Origin of the sequence: Verrucosispora sp. FIM060022 (genome assembly GCF_003977705.1) — a bacterium.
Classification (GTDB): Bacteria; Actinomycetota; Actinomycetes; order Mycobacteriales; family Micromonosporaceae; genus Micromonospora; species Micromonospora gifhornensis.
Genome location: NZ_RQIV01000002.1, coordinates 1 through 15716, shown reverse-complemented (window position 1 = coordinate 15716; position 15716 = coordinate 1). Strand labels below are relative to the sequence as shown.

Sequence of the window (15716 nt, the reverse complement as noted above, 5' to 3'; positions counted from 1 at the left end):
CGGGGGAAAGGGCGGCGTACGGGGTGAAAAGCGCCATTCTGAGAGGGTCCTGACGGCTCCTGCGGGGAGAGCTGATGACCCGGGCGTTGCTGCCGAAAGTGTTTACCGTCCTGTTGGCCGGCGCGCTGGCCGGTCTGGCGCTGGCGGTGGCGGCGCTGCCCGCCGCGCTGGTGTACGGCATCGGTCTCTCGGCGCTCTCCGCGCCGTACGCGGACCTGCCCAACACGCTGCGTACGCCGCCGACCGCCCAGCGGTCCAACCTGTACGCCAACGACGGCACCACGCTGATCACCTCCTTCTACCAGGAGGACCGGGTGGACGTGCCGCTGGACGAGGTGGCGCCGGTGATGCGCCAGGCGATCATCGCCGCCGAGGACGCCCGTTTCCACGAGCACAGCGGGGTCGACCTGCGCGGCATCCTGCGGGCCTTCACCGTCAACCGGCGCGACGGCACCACCCGGCAGGGCGCCTCCACGCTGACCATGCAGTACGTCCGCAACGTGCTGAGCAACGATCCCCGGCTCAGCGAGGCGCAGCGGGCCGCCGCCACCGAGGTGAGCACCGCCCGCAAGATCCAGGAGATCCGGTACGCGCTCGCCCTGGAACGGGAACTCACCAAGGACCAGATCCTGACCCGGTACCTCAACATCGCCTACTTCGGTGCCGGCGCGTACGGCATCGCCGCCGCCAGCAAGCGCTACTTCTCGGTCTCGCCGGCCGAGTTGACGCTGGCGCAGGCCGCGCTGCTGGCCGGGTTGGTGCGTTCGCCGCACACCGACGACCCGATCCACGGCGACGCGGACAGCGCGACGGCCCGCCGGGGGTACGTCCTGGACCGGCTTGTCGAGTCCGGCCAGGTCCCGCCCGACGTGGCACAGCGCGCCCAGGCCGAGCCGTTGAACCTGCGCCCGAGCGAGACCCCGAACGACTGCACGGCGGTGCCCGAGGGTCACAACGACTGGGGTTTCTTCTGTGACTGGTTCACCCGCTGGTGGAACGACCAGCGGGCGTTCGGCAGCACCGTCGACGAGCGGCAGCGCACCCTGCGCCGGGGCGGCTTCACCATCGTCTCCACCCTCGACCCGGCGGTGCAGCGCTCCACCACCGAGCAGGTGCGCCGGGTCTACTCGGCGCAGGCCCGGTACGCGATGCCGACCGCGGTCGTCCAGCCGGGCTCCGGGCGGGTGCTGGCCTTGTCGGTGAACCGGACCTACAGCGTGGCGGCGAACCCGTCCGGGCAGAAGAACCACCCGAACACCGTCAACCAGCTCGTCGCCGGCGGCGGCACGATCGTCGGCTACCAGGGCGGCTCCACGTTCAAGCTCTTCACGCTGTTGGCCGCGCTGGAGGCCGGGCTGCCGTTGAACACCGTGTTCGACGCGCCGGACCGGATCCTCACCAGGTACCAGATCAGCGGCGAGACCAGCTGCGGCGGGTACTGGTGCCCGGAGAACGCCAGCGCGGCGATGAGCGGCGAGCATGACATGTGGACCGCCTTCGGGCAGTCGGTCAACACCTACTTCGCCTGGCTGACCGAGCAGGTCGGTGCCGACCGGGTGGTGGAGATGGCCGAACGGCTCGGCATCGTGCTGCGGGCCCAGGACGACGCCCAGTTGGCCCGGCACGGGGCACGTGACTGGGGGCCGTTCACGCTCGGCGTGGCCGCCACCACCCCGCTGGACCTGGCCGGGGCGTACGCCACGGTGGCGGCGGAGGGGATCTGGTGCGCCCCCACCCCGATCACCTTGATCACCGACGCCACCGGACGGCGGGTCGGCGCCGGGCAACCGGACTGCCGGCAGGTGCTCGACGTGGACGTGTCCCGCGCGGCGGTGGACGCGGCCCGCTGCCCGGTCGGTGACCAGTCGATGTACCACACCTGCGACGGCGGCACGGCCACCCGACTGCGTGGCCAGCTCAATCGGCCGGTGGGCGGCAAGACCGGCAGCTCCGAGCGGTACGCCACGGAGACGGTGGTCGCGTTCACCCCCCAGTTGGCGGTCGCCGCGATGGCGGCCAACCCGGACGATCCCCAGGACGCGGTGGGTCACGCGGTGCAGCGGGCGATGGTGGACTCGGTGGGGGAGATCCTCGCCTTCGCCCTGCGGGACCAGCCGGTCCGCGATTTCGTGCCGCCCAGCGACACGACGGCCTGGCGGGTCACCGGCGAACGCACCGGCAACTGAGCCTGAGCCTGACTGTTAAGAAGGGGCCCCTGCTCTACAGAAGGCGATAAGAAGGGGCCCTTCCTTACCGCTCGGCGCGGCCGGTGATGTTGCGGGCCATACCGCCGAAGACCAGGGCGTGGAACGGTGCCACCGCAGCCCAGTAGGCGTGCCCGGCCAGACCGTGCGGCAGGAAGACGGCGCGCTGCCGGTAGCGGACGCCACCGTCGTCGCCGCGTTGCACCCGCAGTTCCAGCCAGGCCCGGCCGGGTAGCCGCATCTCGGCGCGCAGCCGCAGCAACTCGCCCGGCACGATCTCCTCGACCCGCCAAAAGTCCAGCGCCTCGCCCACCCGCAGCTGGTGCGGGTGGCGTCGACCCCGGCGCAGTCCCACCCCGCCGACCAGCTTGTCCAGCCAGCCGCGTACCGACCAGGCCAGCGGGAACGAGTACCAGCCGTGCTCGCCACCGACGCCTTCGATGACCTGCCACAGCGCCTCCGGTGAGGCGGCCACCGGCCGTTCCCGTACGTCGGTGTAGGCGGTGCCGCCGCTCCAGTCGGGGTCGCTGGGCAACGGCTCGGCAGGTGCGTTCGGTCCGGCTGCCGTGGACCAGCAGGTCTCCACCTGGGCGTCGCGGACCTTGGCCAGGGCCAGTTCGACGGCCTCGTCGAAGCCGGTCAACCCGCCCGGCGGGTCCGGCAGGTACGCCGCGATGTCGTGCTCGTGCGCGACGGCCTCGTGGATCAGGCTGGCCACCAGCGGCCGGGCCAGCGCGTTGGGTACCGGGGTGACCAGCCCGACCCAGTACGACGAGAGCGTCGGAGTCAGCGGGCGGACCGGCAGCAGCAGCCGGCGGGGCAGCCCGGCGACCCGGGCGTAGCGCTGCATCATCTCGCCGAAGGTGAGCACGTCGGGGCCGGCGATGTCGAAGCCCCGGTTGACCTCGGCCGGCAGGCTCGCGCAGCCGACCAGGTAGTGCAGCACGTCGCGGACCGCGATCGGCTGGATCCGGTTGGCCACCCAGCGGGGGGTGACCATCACCGGCAGCCGCTCGGTCAGGTAGCGCAGCATCTCGAACGACGCCGACCCGGAGCCGATGATCACCGCGGCCCGCAGCACCACCGTCGGCACCCCGCTGGCCTGCAGGATCCGCCCCACCTCGCTGCGCGAGCGCAGGTGCGCCGAGGTGGCCGGGTCGTCCGCCGCCGGCTCCGGACCGCCCAGATAGACGATCCGGCGTACGCCGGCAGTCCGGGCCGCGGTGGCGAAGTTCGTGGCGGCCTGCCGGTCGGTGGCCTCGAAACCGGCCTGCCCGAGCGAGTGCACGAGGTAGTACGCCACGTCGACACCGTCGAACGCCGCAGGCAGGGTCTCCGGCCGACTCAGGTCCGCCTCGGCGATCTCGACCTGCCCGGCCCAGGGCACGTCACGCAGCCGTCCGGCCCGTCGGGCCAGGCAGCGCACGTCGTACCCCTGTGCCAGCAGGCGGGGCGCCAGACGTCCGCCGATGTAACCTGTCGCGCCGGTGACCAGGCATCTCACGGCTTCCAGTCTGCGGCCCAATAGACTCTTGCGCTGTGGAGACCGCGACAGGCACCTTCTGGGGGCCGGATTTCGAGCAACTGAGCACCAGCGATCCCGAGATCGCGGAGGTGGTGCTCGGCGAACTCGACCGGCTGCGTACCGGCCTGCAACTGATCGCCAGTGAGAACCTCACCTCGTCGGCGGTGCTGGCCGCGCTGGGCTCCACGCTGACCAACAAGTACGCCGAGGGTTATCCGGGACGGCGTTACTACGGTGGTTGCGCCCAGGTGGACCGGGCCGAGGAGATCGGCATCGCCCGGGCGAAGGACCTCTTCGGCGCCGAGCACGCCAACCTCCAGCCGCACTCGGGGGCGAGCGCCAACCTGGCCGCGTACGCCGCGCTGGTGCAGCCGGGGGACACGGTGCTGGCGATGGAGTTGCCGCACGGTGGGCACCTGACCCACGGCAGCCGGGTCAACTTCTCCGGCAAGTGGTTCCAACCGGTCGGCTACACCGTCCGGCGGGACACCGAGCTGATCGACTACGACGAGGTACGCGACCTCGCCCTGACCCACCGGCCCAAGATGATCATCTGTGGCGCGACGGCGTACCCCCGACTGATCGACTTCGCGCTGTTCCGGGAGATCGCCGACGAGGTCGGGGCGTACCTGATGGTGGACGCGGCGCACTTCATCGGGCTGGTCGCCGGGCAGGCCGTGCCCTCACCGGTGCCGTACGCCGACGTGGTCTGCGCCACCACGCACAAGGTGCTGCGTGGACCGCGCGGCGGCATGATCCTCTGTCGGGAGTCGCTGGCCGAGCGGATCGACAAGGCGGTCTTCCCGTTCACCCAGGGCGGCCCGCTGATGCACGCCGTCGCGGCCAAGGCGGTCGCCCTGCACGAGGCGGCCCAGCCGGAGTACCGGCGCTACGCCGCCCAGGTGGTGGCAAACGCTCAGGCGCTGGCCGACGGGCTGGCCGCCGAGGGCATGCGCCCGGTCTCCGGCGGCACCGACACCCACCTGGCGCTGATCGACCTCCAGGAGACCGGGGTGACCGGGGCCGAGGCCGAGGCGCGGTGCGACGCGGCGACCATCACGCTGAACAAGAACGCCATTCCGTACGACCCGCACAAGCCGATGGTCGCCTCCGGTATCCGGGTGGGCACCCCGTGCGTCACCACCCAGGGCATGACCGAACCACAGATGCGGCAGGTAGCGGAGTTGATTGCCCGAGCGGTACGCGCTGATCCGTCGGCTCCGGGCGGGGCGGACGTACTGGCCGGGGTCGCCGCCGACGTGGCCGAGCTGGTCGCCGATCACCCGGCGTACGCCCGATGACCGCGCCGCGTGCCGGTGAGCCCGGCCTGTCGACGACCGCGCCGCGGGCGGGGGAGCCGGGTGCGATCCGGGCCCGGCTGCCGCACCTGCGCCTGCCGCTGCTCGCCTGCGCCGCGCTGGCGGTGGTCGCGGTGCCCGTCGCGGCCTGGCTGCGCGGGCCGACCAGCGCGGCCGGAGTGGCCGCCGGCATCGCCCTGGTGATCGTCAGCTATCTGATCTCCAGCTTCTCGGTGGCCTGGGCCGACGCGGTGCACCCGAAGCTGATCATGTCAGTGGGCTTGATCACGTACGCCACGAAGATCGTGATTCTGGGCGTGGCGATGGCGGCGGTCGCGGCCACCGGTTGGCCCGGACTGCCGGATATGGGCGTGGCCATCATCGCGGCCGTGGTGGTATGGACCGGGGCTCACCTGACCTGGGCGCTGCGCACCCCGCTGCCCACCGTGGACCGTTCGGTCGACCACTGACCGTACGGTTGGTTCTCTCCGGGCGTTTCGTGGTCCTGTTCCGGTGGCCGGACAGGAGTACTCTTACCCGAGGCTCGACCCGCCGGCTCCCAACGCCCGCACGCTGCTCGCAGTGTGGGGGGTGCCGCACACTCGTGAAACTCCCGGCTGATAGTGTTCGCCACGTCATGGCCGACAACCCTCACCGCAAAAGCTCCGACGAACACTCGTCGGAAGGCGCAGCCGGATCCGTCGTTGGTTACCTGCTCGCCGGCATCGTGGTGTGGGGATTCCTCGGCTGGTTGGCGGGGGAATTCCTCGGACTGCCGACCGGCATCGGGATCGCCGTTGGCATGATGCTCGGCGCAGCCGGAGCGATCTACCTGATCATGAAGAGGCTCAGTGCCTGAGTGCCGGCACGCGCGGGTCTGTCGAGTGCGGAGGATGACACGGTGAGCGGACAGCTTGTCGCCGCAGAGGGCCTTCCCTGGCCCCCCAGCGTCGGAGACTTCTACCCGCCGGATCTCGCCGGTCCGTGGGTCACGAAGTTCACGCTGATGATCTGGCTGGCCGTCGGGCTTCTGATCATCTTCTTCATGGCCACCTACCGGAACCCGAAGCTCGTGCCGAGCAAGGGTCAGTGGATGGCCGAGTCCGTCTACGGCCTGGTCCGGGACAACATCGCCCGCGAGCAGATGGGCAAGGACGGCATCCGGTTCGCGCCCTACTTCACGGTGTTGTTCTGCTTCATCGTGGTGACCAACCTCTTCGGCATCGTCCCTGGGTTGCAGATCTCGCCGAACTCGCACATCGCCTTCCCGATCGTGCTCGCTGTGATCACCTACGTGATGTACCTCTACATCGGCGTCCGTAAGCACGGTCTGGGTAGCTACCTCAAGCAGACCCTGATCATCCCGGGCGTGCCGTGGCCGATGCACTTCCTGCTGATCCCGATCGAGTTCCTGCAGAACTTCATCAACCGGCCGGTCACCCTGGCAGTGCGACTCTTCGCCAACATGTTCGCCGGCCACCTGATCCTGCTGGTGTTCACCGTCGGCGGCTTCGTGATGCTCGCCTCGGACAACCTGTTCATCCAGGTCTCGTCGATCGCCGCCTTCCTGATGGCCATCCTGATGGCCTTCTTCGAGGTGCTGGTCGCGCTGTTGCAGGCATACGTCTTCGTCACCCTGACCGCCAACTACATCGGCAGCTCGCTCGCCGACGAGCACTGACCACAGACTTCGGCGGGCCGCCCGGCCCGACCAGAGCTTCCGGTACGACCGCGTACGCGTGAGGGATCACGCGTCTACTAGGAGGAATACCAGCAATGGACGTTATTGCCGCCATCGAGGGCAGCGTCAACACCATCGGTTACGGTCTCGCCGCCATCGGCCCCGGCATCGGTGTCGCCCTGGTCTTCGCGGCCTACATCCAGGCCAGCGCCCGCCAGCCGGAGTCCGCCGGCTACAACCGCACCTGGCTGGTCCTGGGCTTCGCGCTGGTCGAGGCGCTCGCCCTGTTCGGCCTGGTGCTCGCGTTCGCAGTCTGACACCTCGCCCGACGCGACCCGGAGGTCTGACATGAATCTCGCCGCTGAAGGCGTGGAGCACCACCCGCTCGTGCCGATCTGGCAGGAGCTTGTCGTCGGGTCGATCGCGTTCGCCCTGCTCTGCTTCGTCCTGATGAAGTTCGTGCTGCCGCGCATGGAGACGATGTACCAGGCGCGGGTCGACGCGATCGAGGGCGGCCTCAAGCGTGCCGAGGCTGCTCAGGCCGAGGCGAACCAGCTGCTGGAGCAGTACCGGGCCCAGCTCGCCGAGGTGCGTACCGAGGCGGCGCAGATCCGGGACGACGCCCGCGCCGACGCCGAGTCGATCCGTACCGAAATCCTGGCCAAGGCCCGGGAAGAGTCGGACCGGATCATCGCCGCCGGCCGGGAGTCGCTGGCCGTGGAGCGGCAGACCATCGTGCGCGAGCTGCGCGCTGAGGTCGGCGGCCTCGCGGTCGACCTGGCCAGCCGGATCGTGGGCGAGTCGCTCGCTGACGAGGCCCGACGCAAGGGCACCGTCGAGCGGTTCCTCACCGACCTCGAGAGCGCGGGGGCCCGCTGATGCAGGCCGCCAGCCGGGAGTCCTACGCCACCGCCCTGGCGCGGTTGGAGGAGTACATCTCCCGCGCCGAGCCGTCGGCGGTCGCCGCCACCGGTGCCGAACTGCTCGCCGTGGCGGACCTGCTGCGGCGGGAGGTTCGGCTGCGCCGGGCACTGTCCGACCCGGCCCGTGCCGGTGCGGATCGGACCGGGCTGCTGACCTCGGTGCTCTCCGGCAAGGTCGGCGCGGACACGCTCGACCTGCTCGGCACGCTTGTCGCCGGCCGGTGGTCGGCGCCGTCGGAGCTGCTCGACGGTGCCGAGCGCCTCGGCGTGCAGGCCCTGCTGGGCAGTGCCGACCGGGCCGACGAACTGGGCGAGGTCGAGGACGAGCTGTTCCGCTTCGGCCAGGTGGTCGCCGCGGACCCGCAGCTGTCCAACGCCCTGTCCGACCCGAACGCGCCGGTGGCGCAACGGGCCGAGCTGGTCGGGATGCTCCTGACGGGCAAGGCCCGCCCGGCGACGGTGCGACTGGTCGAGGCGGCCCTGGCCGGCTTCGGCGGCCGGTCGTTCTCCACCGCGCTGTCCCGGCTGGTGGAGTTGGCGGCGGAACGGCGGGACCGGCAGGTCGCGTACGTGACCGTCGCGGCACCCCTCAGCGAGGACGAGGAACGTCGGCTGAGTGACCGGCTCGCGGCCATCTACGGTCGCGCGGTCGCCGTGAAGCTTACGGTTGACCCGGCGATCCTCGGTGGAGCGAGCGTCCGGGTGGGTTCGGACCTGTACGACGGGACGATCCTGCGCCGCCTCAACGAGACCCGTAACGCGCTCGCGAAGCGCTGACCAGCACCCCGCGAAGCGCCCGGAAACGACAGTCGACCCGAGGACCGGTCGGTACTAGGTATCCCGGGCCCCTGATACTTAAGGAAGCAGAGGATGGCCGAGCTGACCATCTCGACGGAGGAGATCCGCGGCGCGCTTGAGCGCTACGTCTCCTCCTACTCGCCCGACGTCTCCCGTGAGGAGGTCGGCACCGTCGCCGACACCGGCGACGGCATCGCCCACGTCGAGGGCCTGCCCTCGACCATGACCAACGAGCTGCTGGAGTTCGAGGACGGCACGCTCGGCGTGGCGCTGAACCTCGACGTCCGGGAGATCGGTGTCGTCGTCCTCGGCGACTACTCCGGGCTTGAGGAGGGGCAGCGCGTCAAGCGCACCGGCCGGGTGCTGTCCGTGCCGGTCGGCGACGCCTTCCTCGGCCGCGTGGTCAACGCGCTCGGCCAGCCGATCGACGGCCTCGGCGAGATCGCCGACGAGGGCTACCGCGAGTTGGAGCTCCAGGCTCCGAACGTGATGGCCCGGCAGTCCGTCTTCGAGCCGATGCAGACCGGCATCAAGGCCATCGACGCGATGACCCCGATCGGTCGGGGCCAGCGGCAGCTGATCATCGGCGACCGGAAGACCGGCAAGACCACGGTCGCCCTGGACACCATCCTCAACCAGCGCGAGAACTGGGCCACCGGCGACCCGAAGAAGCAGGTCCGCTGCATCTACGTCGCCATCGGCCAGAAGGCCTCCACCATCGCCTCCATCAAGGGGCAGCTGGAGGAGGCGGGCGCGATGGAGTACACCACCATCGTCGCCTCCCCGGCGTCCGACCCGGCGGGCTTCAAGTACCTCGCTCCGTACACCGGCTCGTCCATCGGGCAGCACTGGATGTACGGCGGCAAGCACGTTCTGATCGTCTTCGACGACCTGAGCAAGCAGGCCGAGGCGTACCGGGCCGTGTCGCTGCTGCTGCGTCGCCCGCCGGGCCGTGAGGCGTACCCGGGTGACGTCTTCTACCTGCACTCGCGGCTGCTGGAGCGCTGCGCGAAGCTCTCCGACGAGATGGGCGGCGGCTCGATGACCGGCCTGCCGATCATCGAGACGAAGGCCAACGACATCTCGGCCTTCATCCCGACCAACGTCATCTCGATCACCGACGGCCAGATCTTCCTGGAGACCGACCTGTTCAACCAGGGCGTCCGGCCGGCCATCAACGTCGGTACCTCGGTCTCCCGGGTCGGTGGCGCCGCGCAGATGAAGCCGATGAAGAAGGTCTCCGGTTCGCTGCGGCTGAACCTCGCCCAGTTCCGTGAGCTGGAGGCCTTCGCGGCCTTCGCCTCGGACCTGGACAAGGCCTCCCGCGCTCAGCTGGACCGTGGTGCCCGTCTGGTCGAGCTGCTCAAGCAGCCGAACTACTCGCCGTACCCGGTGCAGGACGAGGTCGTCTCGGTCTGGGCCGGTACCGAGGGCAAGCTGGACGACATCCCGGTCGGTGACGTGCGGCGCTTCGAGACCCAGTTCCTGGAGTACCTGCGGCGCAAGCACAACGCCACGCTCCAGGCGATCGCCGACAACAAGTGGGACGACGAGATCATCGCCGCCCTCGACGCTGCGGTGACGGAGTTCAAGAAGGGCTTCCTCGGCCGCGAGGACGAGCGCACGGTCAACGAGGCGCCGGCGGAGCCGCTGGAGGGCGAGTCCGAGCACGAGACGGTCACCCGCTACAGCGGCGGTGCTCCGGCCGAGAAGCGTTAGGGTCGGGCCATGGCGGCGCAGGTACGTGTTCTTCGTCAACGCATTCGCTCGGCGAAGGGGATGAAGAAGATCACCAAGGCGATGGAGCTCGTGGCGACGAGCCGGATCGCCAAGGCCCAGGCCCGGGTGGAGGCGTCCCTGCCGTACGCCCGCGCCATCACCGGCGTGCTCACGGCGCTGGCGTCCAACGCGCGGATCGACCACCCGATGCTGACCCCGCGCGAGCGGGTGCGGCGGGCGGGCGTGCTGCTGGTAACCGCCGACCGGGGTCTGGCCGGCGGTTACAGCTCCAACGCCATCCGGACGGCGGAGTCGCTGATCGCCCGGTTGCAGGCCGACGGCAAGGAGCCGGTGCTCTACGTCATCGGTCGCAAGGGTGTCTCGTTCTACCGCTTCCGCAACCGGCCGATCGAGGCCAACTGGACGGGCTTCTCGGAGCAGCCGTCCTTCGCCGACGCCCGCGAGGTCGGTGAGACGCTGATCAAGGCGTTCGTCGCCGGTGCGGACGACGAGGACGGCGGCCCGGGTCCCGACGGCGTACGCGGGGTGGACGAGTTGCACATCGTCTACACCGAGTTCAAGTCGTTGATGACCCAGAACCCGGTCACCCGGATCATCGGCCCGCTCCAGGTCGAGGAGCGGCCCCGCTCGGAGGCGGCGCCCGGCGTACTGCCGGACTACGACTTCGAACCGGACCCGGAGGCACTGCTCGACGCGTTGCTGCCGAAGTACATCAACACGCGGATCTACGCGGCGTTGCTGGAGTCGGCGGCCAGCGAGTCGGCGGCCCGTCGGCGGGCGATGAAGAGTGCCACCGACAACGCCGAAGAGATGATCGACAAGTACACGCGTGAGATGAACTCGGCCCGCCAGGCCGGGATCACCCAGGAGATCAGTGAGATCGTCGGCGGCGCTAACGCGCTGGCCGCGTCGGGAAGTGAAGTGTGATGACTGCCCCAGTAGAGACCAAGACGGCCACCGGTCGCGTGGTCCGGGTCATTGGCCCGGTCGTCGACGCCGAGTTCCCGCGCGACGCCATGCCGGACCTGTTCAACGCCCTGCACGTGAACGTGACCCTCTCCGGCGGCGAGAAGACGCTGACCCTGGAGGTCGCCCAGCACCTGGGTGACAACCTGGTCCGCGCGATCTCGATGCAGCCCACCGACGGTCTGGTCCGGGGTGCCGAGGTGAGCGACACCGGCTTCCCGATCCGGGTGCCGGTCGGCGACGCGGTCAAGGGCCACGTCTTCAACGCGATCGGCGAGTGCCTCAACCTCACCGAGGGCGAGACCATCCAGGCTGACGACCACTGGGGCATCCACCGCAAGGCCCCGGCCTTCGCGGACCTGGAGCCGAAGACCGAGATGCTGGAGACCGGCATCAAGGTCATCGACCTGCTCGCCCCGTACGTCAAGGGTGGCAAGATCGGCCTGTTCGGCGGTGCCGGCGTGGGCAAGACGGTGCTCATCCAGGAGATGATCACCCGAGTTGCCCGTAACTTCGGTGGTACCTCGGTCTTCGCCGGCGTGGGTGAGCGCACCCGTGAGGGCAACGACCTCATCCACGAGATGACCGACTCCGGCGTCATCGACAAGACCGCGCTGGTCTACGGCCAGATGGACGAGCCGCCGGGCACCCGGCTGCGGGTCGCTCTGTCCGCGCTGACCATGGCAGAGTACTTCCGGGACGTGAAGAAGCAGGAGGTGCTGCTCTTCATCGACAACATCTTCCGCTTCACCCAGGCCGGCTCCGAGGTCTCCACCCTGCTGGGCCGGATGCCCAGCGCGGTGGGTTACCAGCCGACCCTGGCCGACGAGATGGGCGAGCTCCAGGAGCGGATCACCTCCGTCCGGGGCCAGGCCATCACCTCGATGCAGGCGATCTACGTGCCGGCGGACGACTACACCGACCCCGCCCCGGCGACCACCTTCGCCCACCTGGACGCGACCACCAACCTTGAGCGGTCGATCTCCGACAAGGGCATCTACCCGGCGGTGGACCCGCTGGCGTCCTCGTCGCGGATCCTCGCGCCCGAGTTCGTCGGCCAGGAGCACTTCCAGGTGGCCAGCGAGGTCAAGCGGATCCTCCAGCGGTACAAGGACCTGCAGGACATCATCGCCATCCTCGGCATCGAGGAGCTCTCCGAGGAAGACAAGATCACGGTCCAGCGGGCCCGGCGGATCGAGCGCTTCCTGTCGCAGAACACCTACGCGGCGGAGCAGTTCACCGGCGTGCCGGGCTCGACGGTCCCGATCAAGGAGACCATCGAGGCGTTCCGGAAGATCAGCGAGGGCGAGTACGACCACTTCCCCGAGCAGGCGTTCTTCATGTGCGGTGGGCTCGACGACCTGGAGAAGAAGGCCGCCGAGCTGATGAAGGGCTGACCCTTCGGTCAGATCGCATGAACGAGACAGGCCGTCCCGGTTAACCCCGGGGCGGCCTTTCGTTCATCTTTGGCACGTACCATCGCCGCTGCCCGGTTTTCCGTGGTCGGCGATCACGACCTCCGCGAGATACCGTCTACTCCACGCTCATGCGCCGATGAGCGGTGACTGTGTTCAACCATTCGGATGTGCGGACCCGTATCCCCTGCGGGGACGCGACGAACGGAGATGCTCGTGGGTAAGGCCGGCAGACGCGGCAAGCGTGGTGGGCGACCGTCGATCTGGCGCGGTGTCCCGGTCTGGGCCAGGTTCTGCACCATCTTCGGCGTGGTGCTGATGATGCTCAGTGGCACGTCCCTTGTGGGTGCCGAGGCGTTGATGGCCCGCTACGAGGGTGCCATCGGCAAGGCCGACCTCTTCGGCGACCAGGCGGCCGGTGCCAGCGAACGCAAGAGCGACATCAAGGGGCCGCTCAACATCCTGCTGGTCGGCATCGACCCGCGAAACGACAGGACCGCACCGCTGGCCGATGCGATCATGGTCCTGCACGTGCCGAAGGAACTGGACCGGGCGTACCTCTTCTCGCTGCCCCGCGACCTCTACGTCGAGATCCCGGCGTACCCCAAGGCGGGCTTCAACGGCAGCACGTCCAAGCTGAACGACGCGATGTCCTTCGGCAGCCGGGTGCCCGGAGGCGGCAAGCCGGATGCGGCGCGTGGCTTCGAACTGCTCGCCACCACCGTGCAGAACGTGACCGGGATCAAGCGCTTCGACGCCGGAGCGATCATCAACTTCTCCGGCTTCCAGAAGATCGTCGACGCCATGGGCGGCGTCACCATGAACATCGAGCGGGAGGTCCGCTCCGAGCACCGCGAGCCGAACGGCAAGCACCGTAAGGGCAACCCCAACGGCGAGGGCTACATCGGGCCGCAGGCGGTCTACCCGAAGGGCAAGCAGCACCTGAGCGGCTGGCAGGCGCTGGACTACGTCCGTCAGCGGTACCCGGAGAACGGCGTGCCGGACGGCGACTACGGCCGGCAGCGGCACCAGCAGCAGTTCGTCAAGGCGATGGCCGGCCAGGCGTTCAGCGCCGACGTGGTGACCAACCCGGTCAAGCTGGACCGGGTGCTGCGGGCGGCCGGTGAGTCGCTGATCTTCAGCGGTCGGGGGCACAGCGTGGTCGACTTCGCGTTGGCGCTCAAGGACATCCGGCCCGGCAACATCCAGATGATCAAGCTGCCGGGTGGAGGCATCTTCAACAACAGGGGTGGCTACGTCGGCGAGCGTTTCGAGCCCGAGGTGGACGACTTCTTCGTCGCGCTGGAGCGTGAACTGCTCGATCCGTTCCTGCTCGAACATCCCAAGCTGGTCAACAAGGGCTGAGGAGTGGTGCAGCTCTCGGTACCCGCGTGAAGAACAACTCCGGGACGCTACTAGACTTTCCCCAATCCGCCTCAGCAAGGAGACAGCGTGGCAGAGCAGCTCAACGTCCAGCTCGTGGCCGTAGAGGAGAAGGTCTGGTCCGGCAAGGCCGAGATGGTCATGGCCCGGACGACCGAAGGTGAGCTGGGTGTGCTGCCGGGGCACGCGCCTCTGCTCGGCCAGCTCGCCGAGCCCGGCCAGGTACGCATCAAGCTCCCCGGTGGCGAGCAGGTCGCCTACGAGGTGTCCGGCGGCTTCCTCTCCGTGAGCGGGCAGGGCGTCACCGTGCTCGCCGAGAGCGCCACCCCGGCCTCCGCCGCTTCGGGTAACTGAGCCGACCCGCCGATGGAGATCGTGGAAGGGATCGGAATCGGCTTCGCCGTGATTGTCGGCGCGATTCTGTTCCTCTTCATCCGGCGGGCAGTGGTCACCAGAAGCGGAGGCATCATCCGGCTCAGCGTCCGGACCTCCACCATGCTCGACGGCCGCGGCTGGTCGCCCGGCTTCGGCAGGTTCGTCGGCGACGAACTCCGCTGGTACCGGATGGTCAGTTTCGCAGTACGCCCCAAGCGGGTGCTCTCCCGCGACGGGCTGAGCGTGGAGCGACGGCGGTTGCCGGAGGGCCAGGAACGACTGGCCATGCCGGCGGACTGGGTCATTCTCCGCTGTACGAGTCGACACGCTCCGGTCGAGATCGCCATGGCACGATCCACCCTCACCGGATTCCTTTCCTGGCTCGAGGCCGCTCCTCCGGGGGCGGTCTCGCCACGTCTGGCCCCTCAGCAGGACTGGCCCGCCGCCTGACCTGGACTGCCTGAAGGGCCGTCGGGCGCAGTCTGGCCACGGGGTGGACTTAGCCTGTTTGTTCTGGCTACCTGTGGACGGTGTGCCGCGTTTGGCCCGTCGGCAGGCCGGCTCGTCGCCTGACCTCGATCGACCGCCCGCGCGGCCGTCAGCTGTCGTGCTGTCCTGGCCTTGGGTCGTCTTGGCCTTGGGCTGTCTTGGCCTTGGGCTGTCTTGGCCTTGAGTCGTCTTGGCGTCGGGTCGTCCTGGCCTTGGACTGTCCTGGCGTTGGGCTGTCCGGACCTCGGGCGGGATTTGTTTGTTACTTTGCCCGTCTTGGGGTGTTTGGCGCTGAAGTTGGCGCAGCGATGGCCGTGGGGGTGTGCCCGGCGCGCGATGATCGACACCGTTACGGCGAGATGGCGGTATCCCACCGCGCTGGACCCCGCCGTTTCGGCGAAACGGTGCGTGCCCGCCGTCGCCGCCGCGGGCGGTGCGTGGTATGTCCCGGTCTGGCGTGCGGGCGTCCGGGGAGTGATGGCGGCCAGCGGGTCGTTGGACGTACCTGACCGGCTGACGAAGGCTGCGGTGCCGAGCGGATGGCTCCGTGAGTGGGCCGACCTCCGGGAGGTAGATGGTCAGCCCTCGGGAATGGTGGTGGCCGGCGGGTCGTTGTGCATGTCTGACCGGCCGATGAAGGCCCCCCGGAGCAGGCCAGATGGCTTCGCGGTTGGCCCGGCCCCCGGGAATGATGGTGGGTGGTCGGTCGTTGTACATGGTCCCGGCGCCGCGAAGGTGTCCCCCCGGGGCCCCGCGATGGGTCCCGGCCCCGCGTGTGAGCCGGTGAACCTCCCCCCTTGTTCTTTCAGCGCCTGACGGCGTTTGCATGCACCCGTCCCCCGTGGTGTGTGTCTACCCCCGAATGGAGCTTTCCTCATGAACTCGATCTTCCGTAAGAGCATGCTGGGTGTTGCTGGTC

The 15716-nt window shown here is 69.2% G+C and carries 15 protein-coding genes; 14 read left to right on the top strand and 1 reads right to left on the bottom strand.

What is annotated here, in order from left to right; genetic code table 11:
- Nucleotides 1-74 precede the first annotated feature (74 nt).
- Nucleotides 75-2186, top strand: a complete 2112-nt coding sequence (locus EG812_RS06605; RefSeq protein WP_013735646.1) for a transglycosylase domain-containing protein — start codon at nt 75-77, stop codon at nt 2184-2186.
- A 64-nt stretch (nt 2187-2250) separates the two neighbouring features.
- On the opposite strand, the gene EG812_RS06600 is transcribed toward EG812_RS06605, so the two are convergent.
- Nucleotides 2251-3708 carry an SDR family oxidoreductase gene (locus EG812_RS06600; protein ID WP_126711137.1) on the bottom strand — a complete coding sequence of 486 codons (1458 nt, stop codon included), beginning with the start codon at nt 3706-3708 and terminating at the stop codon, nt 2251-2253.
- 35 nt (nt 3709-3743) lie between these two features.
- On the opposite strand from EG812_RS06600, the gene glyA reads away from it, so the two are divergent.
- The 13 genes from glyA to EG812_RS06535 all read left to right on the top strand — a co-directional run bounded on the left by glyA (nt 3744) and on the right by EG812_RS06535 (nt 14758).
- The gene (glyA, locus tag EG812_RS06595) at nt 3744-5030 is read left to right on the top strand and encodes a serine hydroxymethyltransferase (RefSeq protein WP_013735644.1); all 1287 of its coding nucleotides are present in this window, start codon (nt 3744-3746) and stop codon (nt 5028-5030) included.
- A complete protein-coding gene (locus EG812_RS06590) occupies nt 5027-5497 on the top strand; it encodes a hypothetical protein (RefSeq protein ID WP_013735643.1) in 471 nt (156 codons plus the stop codon). The genes glyA and EG812_RS06590 overlap by 4 nt, the downstream gene beginning before the upstream one ends.
- 167 nt (nt 5498-5664) lie before the next feature.
- Nucleotides 5665-5886, top strand: a complete 222-nt coding sequence (locus EG812_RS06585; RefSeq protein WP_013735642.1) for a hypothetical protein — start codon at nt 5665-5667, stop codon at nt 5884-5886.
- A complete protein-coding gene (atpB, locus tag EG812_RS06580) occupies nt 5887-6708 on the top strand; it encodes a F0F1 ATP synthase subunit A (protein WP_081476197.1) in 822 nt (273 codons plus the stop codon). It begins immediately after the preceding gene.
- Between the two features lie 95 nt (nt 6709-6803).
- Nucleotides 6804-7025, top strand: coding sequence for an ATP synthase F0 subunit C (atpE, locus tag EG812_RS06575; RefSeq protein WP_013735640.1), 222 nt, complete (start codon nt 6804-6806; stop codon nt 7023-7025).
- Nucleotides 7026-7056: 31 nt separating this feature from the next.
- The gene (locus EG812_RS06570; protein WP_013735639.1) at nt 7057-7587 is read left to right on the top strand and encodes a F0F1 ATP synthase subunit B; all 531 of its coding nucleotides are present in this window, start codon (nt 7057-7059) and stop codon (nt 7585-7587) included.
- Entirely contained in the window at nt 7587-8408 is an 822-nt protein-coding gene (locus EG812_RS06565) for a F0F1 ATP synthase subunit delta (protein WP_013735638.1), read from the top strand. Before EG812_RS06570 ends, EG812_RS06565 begins: the two co-directional genes overlap by 1 nt.
- Before the next feature lie 93 nt (nt 8409-8501).
- Complete coding sequence (gene atpA, locus EG812_RS06560; RefSeq protein ID WP_013735637.1) at nt 8502-10148, top strand: F0F1 ATP synthase subunit alpha; 1647 nt, start codon at nt 8502-8504, stop codon at nt 10146-10148.
- 9 nt (nt 10149-10157) lie between these two features.
- Nucleotides 10158-11096, top strand: coding sequence for a F0F1 ATP synthase subunit gamma (locus EG812_RS06555; protein ID WP_043721794.1), 939 nt, complete (start codon nt 10158-10160; stop codon nt 11094-11096).
- Entirely contained in the window at nt 11096-12532 is a 1437-nt protein-coding gene (gene atpD / locus EG812_RS06550) for a F0F1 ATP synthase subunit beta (protein WP_013735635.1), read from the top strand. The genes EG812_RS06555 and atpD overlap by 1 nt, the downstream gene beginning before the upstream one ends.
- A gap of 228 nt (nt 12533-12760) precedes the next feature.
- Nucleotides 12761-13915 (top strand): LCP family protein, encoded by a 1155-nt coding sequence (locus EG812_RS06545; RefSeq protein WP_013735634.1) that lies wholly within the window; start codon nt 12761-12763, stop codon nt 13913-13915.
- Between the two features lie 87 nt (nt 13916-14002).
- A complete protein-coding gene (locus EG812_RS06540) occupies nt 14003-14287 on the top strand; it encodes a F0F1 ATP synthase subunit epsilon (RefSeq protein ID WP_013735633.1) in 285 nt (94 codons plus the stop codon).
- A 12-nt stretch (nt 14288-14299) separates the two neighbouring features.
- Complete coding sequence (locus EG812_RS06535; protein ID WP_013735632.1) at nt 14300-14758, top strand: DUF2550 domain-containing protein; 459 nt, start codon at nt 14300-14302, stop codon at nt 14756-14758.
- Nucleotides 14759-15716: the final 958 nt, after the last annotated feature.

What these genes read in the sequence shown, in the direction of transcription:
- EG812_RS06535 (WP_013735632.1), top strand. Translation starts at nt 14,300, where the DNA reads ATGGAGATCGTGGAAGGGATCGGAATCGGCTTCGCCGTGATTGTCGGC.
- EG812_RS06570 (WP_013735639.1), top strand. Translation starts at nt 7,057, where the DNA reads ATGAATCTCGCCGCTGAAGGCGTGGAGCACCACCCGCTCGTGCCGATC.
- EG812_RS06565 (WP_013735638.1), top strand. Translation starts at nt 7,587, where the DNA reads ATGCAGGCCGCCAGCCGGGAGTCCTACGCCACCGCCCTGGCGCGGTTG.
- atpE (WP_013735640.1), top strand. Translation starts at nt 6,804, where the DNA reads ATGGACGTTATTGCCGCCATCGAGGGCAGCGTCAACACCATCGGTTAC.
- EG812_RS06585 (WP_013735642.1), top strand. Translation starts at nt 5,665, where the DNA reads ATGGCCGACAACCCTCACCGCAAAAGCTCCGACGAACACTCGTCGGAA.
- atpD (WP_013735635.1), top strand. Translation starts at nt 11,096, where the DNA reads ATGACTGCCCCAGTAGAGACCAAGACGGCCACCGGTCGCGTGGTCCGG.
- EG812_RS06590 (WP_013735643.1), top strand. Translation starts at nt 5,027, where the DNA reads ATGACCGCGCCGCGTGCCGGTGAGCCCGGCCTGTCGACGACCGCGCCG.
- EG812_RS06605 (WP_013735646.1), top strand. Translation starts at nt 75, where the DNA reads ATGACCCGGGCGTTGCTGCCGAAAGTGTTTACCGTCCTGTTGGCCGGC.
- EG812_RS06545 (WP_013735634.1), top strand. Translation starts at nt 12,761, where the DNA reads ATGCTCGTGGGTAAGGCCGGCAGACGCGGCAAGCGTGGTGGGCGACCG.
- EG812_RS06555 (WP_043721794.1), top strand. Translation starts at nt 10,158, where the DNA reads ATGGCGGCGCAGGTACGTGTTCTTCGTCAACGCATTCGCTCGGCGAAG.
- atpA (WP_013735637.1), top strand. Translation starts at nt 8,502, where the DNA reads ATGGCCGAGCTGACCATCTCGACGGAGGAGATCCGCGGCGCGCTTGAG.